This window comes from Vibrio galatheae, from assembly GCF_000967545.1.
GTDB lineage: Bacteria > Pseudomonadota > Gammaproteobacteria > Enterobacterales > Vibrionaceae > Vibrio > Vibrio galatheae.
In genome coordinates, this window is the sequence record NZ_JXXV01000038.1 from 23,144 (window position 1) to 39,053 (window position 15,910).

Here is a 15,910-nt window from a genome sequence, read left to right on the forward strand (position 1 = left end):
TTTTTAACACAATCTCGTATAATTTTTATTCAACAATATAAAACCTTATCTTTCCTTGGTTGTTATTGCGTAAGCAAAGCAGGATAATACTGGGATCGGAATTTCTAAATTATATAACTATGACCGAATATCTTTTGTTGTTGGTTGGCACTGTGCTGGTCAATAACTTTGTACTGGTGAAGTTTCTGGGCTTATGTCCATTTATGGGTGTTTCTAAGAAACTAGAAACCGCAATCGGAATGGGGTTAGCGACGACGTTCGTTTTGACCTTAGCCTCCGTATGCGCCTACCTCGTCGAAAACTACATTCTAGAGCCACTTAACCTGCAATATTTGCGCACCATGAGTTTCATTTTGGTCATTGCTGTCGTGGTTCAGTTCACTGAGATGGTGGTACACAAAACCAGTCCAACGCTTTACCGACTGCTAGGAATTTTCCTTCCCTTGATCACGACCAACTGTGCGGTTTTAGGTGTTGCGCTACTCAACATCAATGAAAATCACAATTTTATCGAATCGATCATTTATGGCTTTGGCGCTGCGGTTGGCTTCTCTCTGGTTCTGATACTGTTCGCTTCAATGCGTGAGCGAATTACCGCTGCCGATGTCCCGATGCCATTTAAAGGCGCGTCAATCGCAATGATTACAGCAGGACTAATGTCTCTTGCATTTATGGGCTTTACTGGATTGGTGAAGTTGTAATGAGCGCAATATTAATCGCAATTATCGCCATCGCGGTTCTTGCCGCCATTTTTGGGGCAATATTAGGTTTTGCTTCCATCCGCTTTAAAGTCGAGGCTGATCCTATCGTCGATCAAATCGACAATATTTTGCCGCAAACTCAGTGTGGGCAATGTGGTTACCCTGGCTGTAGACCCTATGCGGAAGCGATTGCAAACGGTGACGACATCAATAAATGCCCTCCTGGCGGTCAGGCAACCATCGAAAAACTGGCTGATTTAATGGGCGTTGAAACCACCGACTCAGCGCACGATCTTGAAAATACCGTTAAAACCGTCGCGTTTATTCATGAAGACATGTGCATCGGCTGTACTAAGTGTATCCAAGCCTGCCCTGTTGATGCCATTGTCGGCGGGACAAAAGCGCTCCATACCGTGATCAAGGATGAATGTACTGGCTGTGACTTATGCGTTGCGCCTTGCCCAACCGATTGTATTGAAATGATTCCTGTAGAGACCACTACAGCGAGCTGGAAGTGGCAAATGGACGCCATTCCTGTTGTTGATATTACCGATTCTGCCCACCAGCAGAAAAGCGTGAATTAAGGACTGGTATGCTGTCATTAATCGAACAAATTAAATCCGGTGCCTTGTGGACATTCCCTGGTGGTGTTCATCCTGCAGAAAATAAATCCCAATCGGTCAGTAATGGCTTGGTTCACGCTGCTATTGCCGAAGAAATTGTCTTGCCAGTCAAACAACACATTGGTAAGCCGGGCAACATTACAGTCGAAGTCGGCGAACAGGTACTCAAAGGCCAGTCGTTAACCAAATACGACACCAGCTTTATGCTGCCAGTCCATGCTCCAACATCCGGAACTGTGATTGCGATTGAACCGAGAACCACTGCCCACCCTTCGGGCTTAAGTGAAACCTGTATCGTCATCAAACCGGATATGGCCGATAACTGGTGTGAACGCGACGCTTGGCAAGATTACCAGCAGCGTACGCCAGAGGAACTGCTTGAGAAAATCCGTCAAGCTGGCGTTTCTGGAATGGGAGGCGCAGGCTTCCCGACGGCGAAGAAAATTCAATCGGGTATCGCCAAGACTGACATCCTGATCATCAATGCCGCTGAGTGTGAACCGTACATTACCGCTGATGATATGTTGATGCGCGAGCATGCGGATGAAATCATCCAAGGTATTGAGGTGGTTGAACATATCCTCAAACCACAACTTACCGTGATCGGCATTGAAGACAATAAACCGGAGGCCGTCAAGGCGCTGCAACAAGCCGCAAAGCACAAAGATATTGTGATTCGCGTTATCCCGACTAAGTATCCTTCCGGTGGTGAGAAACAGCTAATTAAAATACTGACCGACAAGGAAGTACCGAACGGAGGTATTCCTGCCGATATTGGTATGTTGGTGCAAAATGTCGGCTCACTTTACGCCATTAAACGCGCGGTCATCGATGGTGAAGCGTTAGTAGAACGTGTAGTGACGCTCACTGGCGATACCTTCAAGCAGCCAAGAAACGTCTGGGCTCTGCTTGGCACGCCAGTACAGTCACTATTAAGTGAATTCGGCTATCAAGCGGATAAGAAGCTCCCTCGCCTAATTATGGGCGGGCCGATGATGGGATTTACCTTACCGCATGCTCAAGTACCCATCACCAAAACGTCCAACTGCATTCTTGCCCCGACACGCCAAGAGATCTCGCCGCAGCAGTATGAAATGGCTTGTATCCGATGTGGTCAATGTGCAGAAGCCTGTCCGGCATCACTTCTCCCTCAACAACTTTTCTGGCATTCAAAAGCAGAAGAGCTAGACAAGTGTGAAGAGCTCAACATCAAAGATTGTATTGAATGTGGCGCCTGTGCTTTTGTTTGTCCAAGCGAAATTCCTCTAGTTCAATATTACCGTCAAGCCAAGGCTGAAATTCGCACGCGTAAAGAAGAATCCGAAGCCGCGGAAAGAGCGAAAATTCGTTTCGAAGATAAAAAAGCTCGCTTAGAGCGTGATAAAGCTGCGCGTGAAAACCGCTTTAAGAAAGCGGCAGATGATCGCCGTAAAGAGATGAAATCAACTGGTGGCGATGATGCCATAGCTGCGGCTATTGCGCGCGTGAAAGCGCAAAAATCAGATGCTAAAGCAGAAGACAATGCAGTTAAACCAGCCGTTGCCGCTGCGATCGCCAAAGCCAAAGCAAAACAAGCGGCAGCGCTAGAAAGCGGACAGACACAGCCAGACAACTCTGAAATGGCAAAGCTGCGTGAAGAGCGCAAGCGTCAGGCCAGAGAGCGTAAAGCAGAAAGAGATCAGCAGGCAGGAGCTGAGGAACCATCAACAGAGGGTAAGAAGGATGCGGTAGCCGCTGCAATTGCCCGAGCTAAAGTCCGTAAAGCAGAGCAACAGGCAAAACCTCAACCTGAGCAGCCAAGCGAGCAATCAGACGCAAGCGAAGCGGATCCGAAAAAAGCCGCTATCGCCGCTGCAATAGCCCGTGCTAAAGCGCGTAAAGCCGAGCAACAGGCAGAACCTCAATCTGAGCAGCCAAGCGAGCAAGCAGACGCAAGCGAAGTGGATCCGAAAAAAGCCGCTGTCGCCGCTGCAATTGCCCGTGCTAAAGCCCGTAAAGCCGAGCAACAAGCAGAACCTCAACCTGAGCAGCCAAGCGAGCAATCAGACGCAAGCGAAGCGGATCCGAAAAAAGCCGCTGTCGCTGCTGCAATTGCCCGAGCAAAAGCCCGTAAAGCAGAGCAACAGGCAAAATCTCAACCCGAGCAGCCAAGCGAGCAAGCAGACGCAAGCGAAGCGGATCCGAAAAAAGCCGCTGTCGCCGCTGCAATTGCCCGTGCTAAAGCGCGTAAAGCCGAGCAACAGGCAGAATCTCAACCCGAGCAGCCAAGCGAGCAAGCAGACTCAAGCGAAGCGGATCCGAAAAAAGCCGCTGTCGCCGCTGCAGTTGCCCGTGCTAAAGCGCGTAAAGCCGAGCAACAGGCAGAATCTCAACCCGAGCAGCCAAGCGAGCAAACAGACGCAAGCGAAGTGGATCCGAAAAAAGCCGCTGTCGCCGCGGCAATTGCCCGTGCTAAAGCGCGCAAAGCAGAAAAAGAACAACAAAAACAATTTGAGGAGAAAGAGTAGTGGCCTTCTTTATTGCCAGCTCACCCCATGCGCACAGTCGTAGAAGTACGCCTGATCTGATGAAGTGGGTTGCTCTGTGCGCTCTTCCCGGTTTAGCCGCGCAGACTTACTTTTTTGGCTGGGGCACTATTGTCCAACTCATTATCGCGATCGTCATTGGCCTAAGCTTAGAAGCACTGGTCATGGTTGCGCGAAAACGTCCGCCAATGTCTGCATTACGCGACAACAGTGCGTTAGTGACGGCTTGGCTGCTTGCCGTTGCCATTCCGCCTCTTTCTCCGTGGTGGATAGTGGTCATTGGCCTTATTTTCGCCATTGTCATTGCCAAACACCTTTATGGCGGTATCGGTCAGAACTTATTCAATCCAGCCATGGTTGCTTATGTTGTGCTGCTTATTTCGTTTCCAGTACAGATGACCAGTTGGATATCACCGAGTGAACTTCAAGCGACTCCCATCTCAGGTGGCGATGCCTTTTCACTGATCTTTACTGGTTTTAATCTCGAAGGTTTGTCATTGCAACAAATTCGCACCGGAATTGACGGAGTCACTATGGCCACGCCACTCGACGCGTTCAAAACCGCATTAACCGCTGGTAATACAGCAAGCGAGGCAATGGCTCAACCACAATTCGGTGGCTTAGCGGGCATTGGTTGGGAGTGGGTAAACCTTGCTTACTTGGTCGGCGGCTTGTTACTGATTAAAGTCCGAGTGATCAACTGGCATATTCCGCTGAGCTTTTTAATCAGCCTGACCGTAATCAGCAGCCTGTTTATCATGGTGACACCCGGCACAAGCGCTTCACCGCTCGTCCATCTTCTTTCGGGTGCAACTATGCTCGGGGCATTTTTTATTGCCACAGATCCGGTGTCAGCGTCCACAACGGTTAAAGGTCGACTGATATTCGGCGCTTTCATTGGCGCTATGGTATTCATCATACGTACTTGGGGTGGTTTCCCTGATGGCATCGCCTTCGCTGTTTTGTTGGGTAATATGTGCGTCCCTTTGATTGATTACTACACCAAACCAAGAACCTATGGTCACTAAGGTTTCAAGATGTTAAATGCGATAAGAAAAAATGGGGTTGTTCTTGCGATTTTTGCCTGTGCTTCTACAGGTGTTGTTGCACTGACCAATTACCTAACCAAAGACCAAATTCAACTTCAGGAGCAAAAACAACTCCTGTCGGTATTGAACCAAGTCATCCCGCATGAAATGCACGACAATGAGCTCTATCAAGATTGTACGCTTGTCAGTGACCCTGCACTTGGCACACAATCGCCAATGCCTATTTACATGGCGTCATTAAACGGTGAACCTTCTGCTATGGCCGTCGAAGCTATTGCACCTGATGGATACAACGGGGCAATCAAGATTATTGTTGGAATGACGCATGATGGTACGATCACTGGCACACGTGTATTAAACCACCGTGAAACACCCGGACTGGGCGATAAAATTGATCTACGCATTACAGACTGGATTCTTGGCTTTACTGGTAAGACGGTAAGTGAGGCAAATCTATCAGACTGGAATGTGCGCAAAGATGGCGGTCAATTTGATCAGTTTACTGGCGCAACCATCACCCCTCGTGCCGTGGTTAAAGCGGTCAAGAAGGCCGTTGAGTACACCAACACCCATCGCGATCAAATATTGGCACAACCACGCAATTGTGGAGGTAACCATGAGTGAACATAAAAAGTTAATTAAGAACGGTTTATGGGACAACAACCCAGCGTTAGTTCAGCTACTAGGTTTGTGTCCGCTACTGGCAGTTTCGTCAACCGTGACCAACGCCCTTGGTCTAGGTATTGCAACCTTACTTGTATTGGTCGGTTCTAACGTCACGGTATCTTTAGTGCGTGACTATGTGCCGAAAGAGGTGCGTATTCCGGTGTTTGTGATGATCATTGCAGCCCTGGTAACTTGCGTTCAATTATTGATGAACGCCTATGCTTACGGGCTGTATTTATCGCTGGGAATCTTTATTCCTTTGATTGTTACCAACTGCATTATTATTGGTCGCGCCGAAGCATTTGCATCCAAAAATGAACTCCTACCTGCAGCTCAAGATGGGTTGTGGATGGGGTTAGGCATGACAAGCGTACTGGTTATTCTTGGAGCCATGCGTGAAGTCATTGGCAATGGAACCTTATTCGACGGTGCCGATTTGCTGTTGGGCGACTGGGCAACGTCGTTGCGTATTGAAGTGTTCCAGTTCGACAATAGTTTCTTACTCGCTTTGCTGCCCCCGGGTGCCTTTATCGGTGTCGGTTTGCTGATTGCAGTGAAGAATATCATCGACAAACAACTCGAAGCTCGCCAGCCAAAACAACAAAAACAGACTATCGAGCGAGCCCGAGTCACCAATCCATAATAAACCGTTTGCTGCGAGCAAACTGGTAATGAACACTGAAAGCAGCCTCAAATGAACAAAGATAAGCGAAAACTAATACTGGAGCGCTTGAGGGAGAACAATCCAAACCCTCAAACTGAACTCAACTGGAGTACGCCTTTCGAGTTGTTGATCGCCGTGCTTCTCTCTGCACAGGCGACCGATGTCAGCGTAAACAAAGCGACAGACAAGCTCTATCCTGTCGCGAACACACCTCAAGCTCTATTGGATCTAGGTGTTGATGGTGTAAAAGAGTACATCAAAACCATCGGCCTATTTAATTCAAAGGCTGAGAATGTCATCAAAACTTGCAAGATTTTATTAGAACAACATCAGGGTGAAGTCCCCGAGAATCGCGAAGCGCTCGAAGCATTGCCAGGCGTTGGGCGAAAAACAGCCAATGTGGTACTGAATACTGCCTTTGGCTGGCCAACCATCGCTGTAGATACACATATTTTCCGCGTGGCTAATCGAACCAAACTGGCAATGGGTAAGAATGTCGACCAAGTCGAAGAGAAACTGCTCAAGGTTGTACCGAAAGAGTTTAAGCTAGACGTACACCACTGGCTGATCCTGCACGGTCGTTACACTTGTGTCGCTCGCAAACCACGCTGTGGTAGCTGTATTATTGAAGATCTTTGCGAATTCAAAGAAAAAGTTTATCCAGAAAATTAGGAGAGCAAGGCAATGTCAAATGGGCGTATCCTGCACACTATGCTTCGCGTAGGTGATCTAGACAAATCCATCAAGTTCTACACAGAAGTGATGGGGATGCAATTGCTTCGTACCAATGAAAATAAAGAGTACGAATACACACTGGCGTTTCTTGGTTACGGTGATGAATCTCAGGGAGCTGTGATTGAACTGACTTACAACTGGGGCACGACAGAATACGATTTGGGTAGTGCGTTTGGTCATATTGCTATCGGCGTTGACGACATCTACACCACTTGTGATGTTATCAAAGCGGCGGGTGGCAACGTGACGCGTGAGCCTGGCCCGGTTAAAGGTGGCACAACACATATAGCCTTTGTTAAAGACCCAGATGGCTACATGATTGAATTAATCCAAAACAAGCAAGCGTCGGCAGGCTTAGAAGGTTAAGTGCTACACATTATCAAAAAAGGCCAGATGTTCTGGCCTTTTTCTTTTTATATTCCAATCAATTAAACTTGGGTTCTACCCAATGAGATAACAACACGTCGGTTGCGATCTTTACCCAGCGGTGACGCATTGTCATCAACAGGTCTACGGCGACCATAGCCTTGGACTTGGATTCTATCTTCAGGCAACCCTAAAGATTTAAAATACTCTTCGAGCACTTCCGCACGTTGTTCAGATAGACTTTGGCTGACACTCTTACTGTCTTCAGAGTCTGTATATGTCGAAACTAAGACCAAATCGATATCTTGGTTATGTTTTATGTATTCAGCGATTTGAGCCAAACGTTTCTGTGACTGCTTGTTTAACTCAATGCTAGTGCGGTCGTAATGAAGTATGGTAAAGGCGATGTCTTCAAAACTGTATGGCAGCAGATTGGCAATACAATCACTAAACACATTATATGATTGCTGAAATAAGACCGATGAGAGTGCAATTTCGACACGCTGATCTCGACTACGCCACTCTTGATAACTAAAAGTAGGGTAACGCCCTTTTTCTAACTCGCCGAGAATATTCCACGCCGTTTGTCCACCGACATAGCCGTCAAACTGCTGGAAGAAACGGATGGTTGTCAAGCGATCGGCACTGTCCCCAGGGCGCCAAGCTGGTGGCATCGAGATTAAACTTACATCTCGTGTTTGGCCCATTGGTCGTTTCATCTTAAGTTCAAAATCGAGGTTGATTTTTTTACTCGCGTACGAAGAAAAAACCGCATCACCAAAGTTGGGTATTGGATGAACTAAACGGCATTCGAGCGGTGTATTGGCAACCATTTGCCACATAGATTGCTGAGGCTTAGCAACGTAGTGCTTCTCCAACGCCATGGCATTGGAGGTAAACACTGTCATTGCCGTTGCAATACTGGTCACCAACAACTTCTTCATAGAATACTTCATCTCTTAACTCGACTGAGCAGCCTTGTTTTGCCACTCGATTTTCTTGCAAAAACACAATGCAAGAATCTCGCCAATTTATTTGTATAGAACAAATTACCAATGATTCATTTTCAATCAGCATTAACGGTTTTTCTCGGGTAAAGAATCTGCAATAATGCCCGCCCTGTCACATTATTTTAAGTACACATGACTACTGAAAACGAAGCAATGACGCTAAAAAAACGCTTTCGCGGCTACTTTCCTGTGGTAATTGACGTAGAAACAGCCGGTTTCAATGCGAAAACCGATGCTCTGCTTGAAATCTGCGCGATTACCTTAAAAATGGACGAGCACGGCGATCTGGTGCCTGCTTCGACGATTCATTTTCATGTAGAACCATTCGAAGGTGCCAACTTAGAAAAGGAAGCACTCGAATTTAATGGCATTCGAGATCCTTTTAGCCCGCTGCGTGGAGCAGTGACAGAGTCAGAAGCCCTCAAAGAGATCTACAAGCTTGTACGTAAAGAGCAAAAAGCCACCGACTGCAGCCGTGCGATCATGGTTGCTCATAATGCAAATTTCGATCACAGCTTTGTGATGGAAGCAAGTGAACGTTGCAAGCTTAAACGCGTCCCTTTTCATCCCTTCGCTACTTTTGATACCGCAACCTTGAGTGGTTTGGCTTATGGTCAGACCGTACTTGCCAAAGCGTGCAAAACAGCAGGGATGGATTTCGACAATAATGAAGCTCACTCTGCGCTATACGATACTCAAAAAACAGCAGAGCTCTTCTGTGGCATCGTCAACAAATGGAAAGCACTTGGTGGTTGGCCATTAGTTGATTGAGCCCAAAACAATCAAAAGAAAAATGTAAACATAACTTATGAGTAAATTATGAACCCTGTTGTCATTTCTGTATGTGTCATGCTTGCCTTAGCACTAATGAGGGTGAATGTCGTCGTTGCATTGACATTCAGCGCCATCGTTGGTGGTTTGGTGTCTGGTATGGAACTTAATCAAGCGGTTGCGGCCTTCGAAAGCGGATTAGGCGGCGGTGCGACGATCGCACTTAGCTACGCGATGCTTGGTACCTTCGCGGTTGCCATTTCACGCTCCGGTATTACTGATCTGCTGGCGAATAGCGTAATTAAACGTATTCACGGAAAAGAAAATGCGTCTGCGTCAACTGGACTAAAATATGCGGTACTAGTCGCATTGGTCCTCGTGACCATGTCTTCACAAAACATTATCCCAGTGCATATCGCCTTTATTCCCATTTTAATCCCACCGCTATTGGGGGTATTTGCCAAGCTCAACCTCGATCGCCGCATGATCGCTTGTATACTTACCTTCGGTTTAGTTACACCTTACATGGTTTTGCCGATTGGCTTTGGTGGTATTTTCCTCAACAACATTTTGCTGAAGAACTTGCATGACAATGGTCTGGCAGACGTGGTTGCGAGCCAAGTGCCTATCGCGATGCTTTTGCCAGCAGCAGGAATGGTTTTTGGTTTACTGACGGCGATTTTATTTAGCTACCGTAAGCCACGCCAATACCAAGAAACCGAGTTAACCCATGTAGATGAAAACCCAAGCACAATCAATAAGAAGAATATTCTAGTTGCTGTTGTTGGAATCATTGCCGCACTCAGCGTTCAGCTTTCAACAGGCTCTATGATCATCGGTGGTCTGGCTGGTTTTATGGTATTTACCTTTGGTGGCGTCATCGCGTGGAAAGAGACTCACGACGTCTTCACCAAAGGTGTTCACATGATGGCGATGATTGGCTTTATCATGATTGCCGCTGCAGGCTTTGCCGCAGTAATGAAGCAGACAGGTGGCGTTGAGTCGCTAGTTGAAGCACTTGCGAACAGCATTGGTGACAACAAGCCGCTTGCTGCATTGCTGATGTTGGTGGTTGGCCTGTTGGTGACAATGGGGATTGGCTCTTCATTTTCGACCATTCCTATTCTGGCTACCATCTATGTTCCTTTGGCGGCGGCGTTTGGCTTCTCCCCTATGGCAACGATTGCCCTTGTTGGTACCGCTGCGGCGCTGGGAGATGCTGGTTCACCGGCTTCAGACTCAACACTTGGCCCAACATCTGGCTTGAACGCTGATGGTCAACACGAACATATCTGGGAAACCGTAGTTCCGACCTTTATCCACTACAATATCCCACTGATCGTATTTGGCTGGATTGCCGCCATGGTGCTCTAACCTATTTGCCACATTCTATTTGCGCTGGCAATAGCGACAAAAAAAGCTGACATGATGTCAGCTTTTTTATTGTGCCTAAGTTCTTACTTAGCTTGCTTTTCCACAACGGCGGCAATGATAGGCACCATATCTTCCAGTAATGTCTCATCCACTGGCTTACCTGCAGAATCAGTAACATTAATAGAGGTACGGTTACCAAGATCGCCGAACAAGAAGGTATAACTCCCTGGAGCAAGCTCAAGAGGCTTAATACCCGCTTCACTCCAAAAGCCATCTTCTGGCGCAGTGTATTTCGCTTTGATCGTACCTTGCGACTGATTGCGCTCTTCAAGTTCAAAGCCCATTTCAGGCAGTAGTGTTGGCAAACGCAGCCACAGTACATTGTATGGAGTACGAGCGATAATCACAGGGAAACCACTACGGTCTGAGCCCATAGAAATAGGGATCTGCTTGACCAATTCCTCTGCTTTACGTGCTGCTTCTTCACGCAAATCTTGGTCGTAGCGAGCCGTCACCAAATTGGTCATCAAAGCGTTATAACGTTCCTTACTTGTTGCTGTCACCGGCACTTGTTTGCCATCTTCTCGCCAATCAATTAAGGAAATCTTGAATCCATGTCGCCCAGCAACAACCAGACGCTCAATCGAGTAACGAGAACCAATTTCGATATCTTCATCTTGCTCTGTCCAAGTTACCCAATCGGTTTCTAAGCGGGTATCGCTCTGCTCGACAAGCGCAATGTCACGCTCTTGCAACATTTTTAATGCCGTCTGCCACACTTTATCAAGCTCATCTTCACGCAGTAACCAAAGCGTTGTTTCACCTTGTTTACGTTCCGCACGCGCACCCGGAATCAGCTCCAATATTTGCTGAGGAGAACGAATATCAACGTCTTTACCCACACCGCCAGAAAAATCACCCTGCGGAATATTGTAATTGGTATAAAATTCAGGCGTTGAGCCCTCAGCTAACTGCCACTCTTTAAGCGGTGGTGAGTTTAAGTATTCGAAGTCATCCTTCGCTTGACGACGCTGCGCAGCGTTTCCTGAACAAGCACTTAAAACAAAAACAGCTAGTGAACTGACGACTAGCTGGTGAGACAATTTCATTGAAACTCCTGATACTTATTTGCCGAAGTGAAATCACTTCGGCAATCCATATTTAACTTTAGTAAATGCAAGCTTCCGTCATTGCTTGAGCTACTATTGGACGAGCATTTTCCGATAACTCAGTCAATGGCAAACGCAGTCCACCATGCTCAATTAAGCCCAACTTGTGTGCTGCCCATTTGACAGGAATTGGACTTGACTCAACAAAGAGGTTTTTATGCAGTGGCATCAATCGTTGATTGATAATTTCTGCCTCTTCAAACTTACCTTCGCTTGCCAGTCTGAACATGTTGGCCATATCTTCTGCAGCAATATTGTTAGTGACAGAGATAACACCGTTGCCGCCTTGCTTAACGAAATCAAGGCCAGTTGAATCATCACCACTGAGTAAGATAAAGTTTTCGCCACAAAGTTCACGGTGAATTGCAATTCGACTTAAATCACCAGTTGCATCTTTAAGCGCAACGATACTTTCGATCTCGGCCAGACGAGCAACGGTTTCTGGCAATAAGTCTACCGCAGTTCGACCCGGTACGTTGTATAAAATTTGCGGAACATCGCTCTCTTCTGCGATGGCTTTGTAGTGTTGGAACAAGCCTTCTTGAGTCGGTTTGTTGTAGTAAGGAGTGACACTCAAACAACCCGCAATACCTGAGTTATTCAGTAGACGACTAAAGGTGACCGATTCATGCGTTGCGTTGGCACCTGTACCTGCAATAACAGGGATGCGACCGTCAGCGAATTCGACGGTTTTCATTACAACTTTGACATGCTCTTCAATAGTAAGCGTCGACGATTCGCCAGTGGTACCCACTGCAACGATACCGTTACTGCCTGCGGCCACATGATAGTCCACCAACTTCTTCAGGCTCACGTAGTCTACTTCGCCATCCAGATTAAACGGTGTAATTAACGCTACAATACTTCCTGAAAACATGTCTTTCTCCCTAAATTAGATACTAATCGCATGGTACTGTAAGGCGATTGAAAAAGACAAGCGCTTAAACTCGCTTAAATCGCCTAAATGAATGAATATTTATCAGATGTTAGATGTTTGGCAAATTACTCCTTTCAATTGCCACCATGTCAGTAACATGTGAGGAATAAATCAAGTTCTACACGTGCGATTAAAAAGCATTCATCACTAAGCAGAAAAACGCTCAGCGCCCATTTTTCTATTCAGCAAGTGTGCTAAGCTATCTGATTAATAAACCTAACTTTGATAAAAGTGAAACTATGACTCAACATCTGGTGATTACTGCGGTAGGAACAGACCGCCCAGGCGTGTGCAATCAAGTGGTGCACCTGGTCACTCAGTCTGGATGCAATATTGTTGACAGTCGTATCGCCCTATTTGGCAATGAATTTACTCTGATCATGCTGCTGACGGGAAACAACGCAGCAATTACACGTGTCGAAACCACGCTTCCCCTGCTCGGTCAAGAACATGATCTGATCACCATAATGAAACGCACATCAACACATTCTTATCTAGATAATACCTATACCTTAGAAGTGTTTGTTGAGTCGGACGATAAACCGGGCCTGACGGAAAAATTCACCAATTTTTTCGCGGCAAAGAACATTGGCCTGTCGTCACTCAGTGCGCAAACAATCAGCAAAGATAAGATTGGTTCAGATAGCGACCAATTCCATATTGCCATCACTGCCGCCGTCGAAGCAGGGTGTAACCTGATGCAACTTCAAGAAGAGTTCGACACGCTTTGTCACAGTCTCTCTGTCCAGGGCTCACTCAATTTCTTAAAGAACAGTCAATAAAAGGAATCTCCATGAACACGCTCACAGCCGGTGCGCCAGCGCCTGCCTTCTCTTTACTCGATCAAAATGGCGAAACCGTCTCACTCAGTGATTTCCAAGGTAAAAAAGTCCTTTTTTACTTCTACCCTAAAGCAATGACCCCAGGTTGTACTGTTCAAGCACAAGGTCTACGTGATGTTAAAGCGGAACTTGATGCCCACAATGTGGTTGTGCTTGGTGTGAGCATTGATCCTGTTAAACGTTTAGGTAAGTTCATCGAGCGCGACCAATTAAACTTTACCCTCCTTTCTGACGAAGACCATGCAGTCGCTGAACAATTTGGCGTTTGGGGGGAAAAGAAATTTATGGGTAAGATATACGATGGCCTGCACCGCATTAGTTTCTTAATTAACGAGCAAGGTGTTATTGAACATGTATTCAATAAGTTTAAGACCAAAGATCACCACCAAGTGGTACTCGATTACTTAAACGACAACCAGTAATCTAGCTTGCGAATAAAACCAATCACAACAACAAAAACGCCAGCATATCGCTGGCGTTTCTATCTTTCGCAATAGGCTAAGTTTTACACAATAAACTTATTCAAAATCGCGTCTTGTTCACGAACATTCTCTGTTTGCACTTGCATCGCCATATTGGCGTCTTCTGCAGAATCAGCAACTTGAGTCGACAAATCTTTGATTTTCACAGTATTACTGTTGATCTCTTCCGCCACTAAGCTTTGTTCTTCGGCAGCAGAGGCGATTTGGATGTTCATATCGCTAATGCGTTGGATAGCCTCACGGATACGCTGTAGCGCCTCATTCGCCGCCTGAGCTTTATCAACAGCATCAACCGCTGTGTTCTTACTCTCGCTCATCGCCGCCGAAACTGAGCTCGCTCCTGCTTGAAGCTGTTCAATCATGCTGCGAATTTCGGTGGTTGATTCTTGCGTACGTTGAGCCAGTGTACGAACTTCATCCGCAACCACAGCAAAGCCACGACCAGATTCACCCGCACGCGCTGCTTCAATCGCCGCGTTGAGTGCCAGCAGGTTAGTTTGGTCAGCAATATCATTGATCACCTTCAAGATGGTTTCGATATTCGCCGTCGCCGACTCAAGGCCGAGCACCTCTTCTACCGCTTGGTCAATTCGAGCAGACAAGGTGTCAATCGAACTGGTTGTAGCGCTAACCACTGAAGAACCATCCAGAGTCGCTTCATCAGCTTCTCTTGCAGCAGCAGCGGCGCCTTGAGCATTGTTGGCTACTTCGGTAGCTGTCACTGCCATCTCGTTCATCGCCGTCGCTAACTGTTCGAGCTCTTCAAGCTGGCTGCGCATTGCTTCAGCTGAGTGCTGAGCACCAACCACTGTCATTTCTGTACCACGCAAAATTTCGGCACCAATCGCCTTAGACTGTTGAATCTGCTTCTGCAGCGTTTCAGTAAAGGTATTGAACCCTTCCGCTAACTGGGCAAACTCTTGGTCAGTATCGGTATCTAGTCGCTTGGTCAAGTCCCCCTGACCCGAAGCGACATCTTGAATAGCATCGTTAAGAGTCGCCAACGGTTTCATCAAGGCTTTGATTAGGAAAGTAAGTACCAACACACTGAGTACAACACCTATCACACCATAGATGATTGAGCTGTTACGCATATCAGCGACAGAGGCAAACGCAATGTCTTCGTCAACCAAAGCACCTATGTACCAATTTTCAGATGGCACTTTAGTAAAGTGAACTAAGAAACGCTGGCCATCTTGTTCAAATCTTTGATTACCTTCCTCAACTTTAGCTTGGGGTAAGTACTTAGAAATGTTTTCTCCATTGTTTTCCGCTTGAGGGTGCGCAATGGTTGTACCGTCAGCGGTAACAATAAACAGGTAGCCAGCATCAAGGAGGTTGACACTGTTAACCAAATCAGCCAATCCGCCTAACTCCATATCGTAGAACATGGCTGCGATGAATTGTCCATTTTCTTTAACAGGTGTACCAATTGAGATGATCACTTTTTTCGAGGATGCATCAACATAAGGGTCAGTGACCACTAACTTACCTTGTGTTTGCGCATCTTTGTACCAAGGACGTACTCTCGGATCGTAATCTGGCCCAGCATCCCAACCGTCATCGTTTTCAACGACAAAACCATCCGATTGATAACCAAAACCGACCGCAAGAAAGCTGCTTTTCAATTTCGGCTTTTCGAGGATCTGTTTCACAACGGAGCGGTTCTGTGGATCCAGTTCTAATACTTCAGTCATTGACTGAGCAAGCGCTTTTTTACTTTCCATCTCGGAAACAACGGTATTTTTTACCCCTTTAACCATCTCTGTAAGGCTAGTATCAACGAGTTCTTCAACTTCCTGCTTCAACGTGCTCAATTGTTGAATCGACAACAGGGTTACTGTCACCAGCATCAACGCAGAAGACGCCGCAACAATTTTTTGGCTAAATTTCATATTTTCCCTCAATTAGTCAGCAAGCATATAGTTATTGTTATTTCAATTGTTATCGCCCGACATAACGTTTACTTAAATAATTTCTTACAGTTAATACACAA

General features: G+C 46.5%; 16 protein-coding genes. 12 read left to right on the forward strand and 4 right to left on the reverse strand.

What is annotated here, in order from left to right:
* The first annotated feature begins 119 nt into the window (after positions 1-119).
* From rsxA to gloA, 8 genes are read left to right on the forward strand one after another with little or no spacing between them, the layout of a single operon-like run.
* The gene (gene rsxA / locus TW81_RS18050) at positions 120-701 is read left to right on the forward strand and encodes an electron transport complex subunit RsxA (RefSeq protein ID WP_045957139.1); all 582 of its coding nucleotides are present in this window, start codon (positions 120-122) and stop codon (positions 699-701) included.
* Positions 701-1,285: an electron transport complex subunit RsxB gene (gene rsxB / locus TW81_RS18055; protein WP_045957140.1), complete on the forward strand. Its 585-nt coding sequence runs from the start codon at positions 701-703 to the stop codon at positions 1,283-1,285. Before rsxA ends, rsxB begins: the two co-directional genes overlap by 1 nt.
* Before the next feature lie 8 nt (positions 1,286-1,293).
* Positions 1,294-3,831: an electron transport complex subunit RsxC gene (rsxC, locus tag TW81_RS18060; RefSeq protein WP_045957141.1), complete on the forward strand. Its 2,538-nt coding sequence runs from the start codon at positions 1,294-1,296 to the stop codon at positions 3,829-3,831.
* Positions 3,831-4,877: an electron transport complex subunit RsxD gene (gene rsxD / locus TW81_RS18065; RefSeq protein ID WP_045957142.1), complete on the forward strand. Its 1,047-nt coding sequence runs from the start codon at positions 3,831-3,833 to the stop codon at positions 4,875-4,877. The genes rsxC and rsxD overlap by 1 nt, the downstream gene beginning before the upstream one ends.
* A gap of 9 nt (positions 4,878-4,886) precedes the next feature.
* A complete protein-coding gene (gene rsxG, locus TW81_RS18070) occupies positions 4,887-5,522 on the forward strand; it encodes an electron transport complex subunit RsxG (RefSeq protein WP_045957143.1) in 636 nt (211 codons plus the stop codon).
* Positions 5,515-6,207: an electron transport complex subunit E gene (locus TW81_RS18075; protein WP_045957144.1), complete on the forward strand. Its 693-nt coding sequence runs from the start codon at positions 5,515-5,517 to the stop codon at positions 6,205-6,207. The genes rsxG and TW81_RS18075 overlap by 8 nt, the downstream gene beginning before the upstream one ends.
* 51 nt (positions 6,208-6,258) lie before the next feature.
* Positions 6,259-6,900, forward strand: coding sequence for an endonuclease III (gene nth, locus TW81_RS18080; protein ID WP_045957145.1), 642 nt, complete (start codon positions 6,259-6,261; stop codon positions 6,898-6,900).
* Positions 6,901-6,912: 12 nt separating this feature from the next.
* A complete protein-coding gene (gloA, locus tag TW81_RS18085; protein ID WP_045957146.1) occupies positions 6,913-7,329 on the forward strand; it encodes a lactoylglutathione lyase in 417 nt (138 codons plus the stop codon).
* A 62-nt stretch (positions 7,330-7,391) separates the two neighbouring features.
* Here gloA and motY read toward each other — a convergent pair whose 3' ends face one another.
* Entirely contained in the window at positions 7,392-8,273 is an 882-nt protein-coding gene (motY, locus tag TW81_RS18090; RefSeq protein ID WP_045957147.1) for a flagellar protein MotY, read from the reverse strand.
* A gap of 198 nt (positions 8,274-8,471) precedes the next feature.
* Between motY and rnt the strand changes: the two genes are divergently transcribed.
* Both rnt and TW81_RS18100 read left to right on the forward strand, forming a co-directional pair.
* Positions 8,472-9,110, forward strand: coding sequence for a ribonuclease T (rnt, locus tag TW81_RS18095; RefSeq protein WP_045957148.1), 639 nt, complete (start codon positions 8,472-8,474; stop codon positions 9,108-9,110).
* Between the two features lie 48 nt (positions 9,111-9,158).
* Positions 9,159-10,484: a Na+/H+ antiporter family protein gene (locus TW81_RS18100; protein ID WP_045957149.1), complete on the forward strand. Its 1,326-nt coding sequence runs from the start codon at positions 9,159-9,161 to the stop codon at positions 10,482-10,484.
* An 83-nt stretch (positions 10,485-10,567) separates the two neighbouring features.
* Here TW81_RS18100 and bamC read toward each other — a convergent pair whose 3' ends face one another.
* Together bamC and dapA are read right to left on the reverse strand one after the other, a co-directional pair.
* The gene (gene bamC, locus TW81_RS18105; protein WP_045957150.1) at positions 10,568-11,593 is read right to left on the reverse strand and encodes an outer membrane protein assembly factor BamC; all 1,026 of its coding nucleotides are present in this window, start codon (positions 11,591-11,593) and stop codon (positions 10,568-10,570) included.
* A gap of 58 nt (positions 11,594-11,651) precedes the next feature.
* A complete protein-coding gene (gene dapA / locus TW81_RS18110) occupies positions 11,652-12,530 on the reverse strand; it encodes a 4-hydroxy-tetrahydrodipicolinate synthase (RefSeq protein ID WP_045957151.1) in 879 nt (292 codons plus the stop codon).
* Positions 12,531-12,829: 299 nt separating this feature from the next.
* Between dapA and TW81_RS18115 the strand changes: the two genes are divergently transcribed.
* Positions 12,830-13,372, forward strand: coding sequence for a glycine cleavage system transcriptional repressor (locus TW81_RS18115; RefSeq protein ID WP_045957152.1), 543 nt, complete (start codon positions 12,830-12,832; stop codon positions 13,370-13,372).
* Between the two features lie 11 nt (positions 13,373-13,383).
* Positions 13,384-13,854, forward strand: coding sequence for a thioredoxin-dependent thiol peroxidase (gene bcp / locus TW81_RS18120; RefSeq protein WP_045957153.1), 471 nt, complete (start codon positions 13,384-13,386; stop codon positions 13,852-13,854).
* 83 nt (positions 13,855-13,937) lie between these two features.
* On the opposite strand, the gene TW81_RS18125 is transcribed toward bcp, so the two are convergent.
* Positions 13,938-15,809 (reverse strand): methyl-accepting chemotaxis protein, encoded by a 1,872-nt coding sequence (locus TW81_RS18125; RefSeq protein ID WP_045957154.1) that lies wholly within the window; start codon positions 15,807-15,809, stop codon positions 13,938-13,940.
* Between the last annotated feature and the right edge of the window lie 101 nt (positions 15,810-15,910).

Excerpts from the sequence above, each read along its gene's own strand:
- rnt (WP_045957148.1), top strand. The coding sequence starts at position 8,472 with ATGACTACTGAAAACGAAGCAATGACGCTAAAAAAACGCTTTCGCGGC.
- rsxB (WP_045957140.1), top strand. The coding sequence starts at position 701 with ATGAGCGCAATATTAATCGCAATTATCGCCATCGCGGTTCTTGCCGCC.
- rsxA (WP_045957139.1), top strand. The coding sequence starts at position 120 with ATGACCGAATATCTTTTGTTGTTGGTTGGCACTGTGCTGGTCAATAAC.
- TW81_RS18075 (WP_045957144.1), top strand. The coding sequence starts at position 5,515 with ATGAGTGAACATAAAAAGTTAATTAAGAACGGTTTATGGGACAACAAC.
- bcp (WP_045957153.1), top strand. The coding sequence starts at position 13,384 with ATGAACACGCTCACAGCCGGTGCGCCAGCGCCTGCCTTCTCTTTACTC.
- rsxC (WP_045957141.1), top strand. The coding sequence starts at position 1,294 with ATGCTGTCATTAATCGAACAAATTAAATCCGGTGCCTTGTGGACATTC.
- gloA (WP_045957146.1), top strand. The coding sequence starts at position 6,913 with ATGTCAAATGGGCGTATCCTGCACACTATGCTTCGCGTAGGTGATCTA.
- nth (WP_045957145.1), top strand. The coding sequence starts at position 6,259 with ATGAACAAAGATAAGCGAAAACTAATACTGGAGCGCTTGAGGGAGAAC.
- TW81_RS18100 (WP_045957149.1), top strand. The coding sequence starts at position 9,159 with ATGAACCCTGTTGTCATTTCTGTATGTGTCATGCTTGCCTTAGCACTA.
- motY (WP_045957147.1), bottom strand. The coding sequence starts at position 8,273 with ATGAAGAAGTTGTTGGTGACCAGTATTGCAACGGCAATGACAGTGTTT.
- TW81_RS18115 (WP_045957152.1), top strand. The coding sequence starts at position 12,830 with ATGACTCAACATCTGGTGATTACTGCGGTAGGAACAGACCGCCCAGGC.
- dapA (WP_045957151.1), bottom strand. The coding sequence starts at position 12,530 with ATGTTTTCAGGAAGTATTGTAGCGTTAATTACACCGTTTAATCTGGAT.
- TW81_RS18125 (WP_045957154.1), bottom strand. The coding sequence starts at position 15,809 with ATGAAATTTAGCCAAAAAATTGTTGCGGCGTCTTCTGCGTTGATGCTG.
- rsxG (WP_045957143.1), top strand. The coding sequence starts at position 4,887 with ATGTTAAATGCGATAAGAAAAAATGGGGTTGTTCTTGCGATTTTTGCC.
- bamC (WP_045957150.1), bottom strand. The coding sequence starts at position 11,593 with ATGAAATTGTCTCACCAGCTAGTCGTCAGTTCACTAGCTGTTTTTGTT.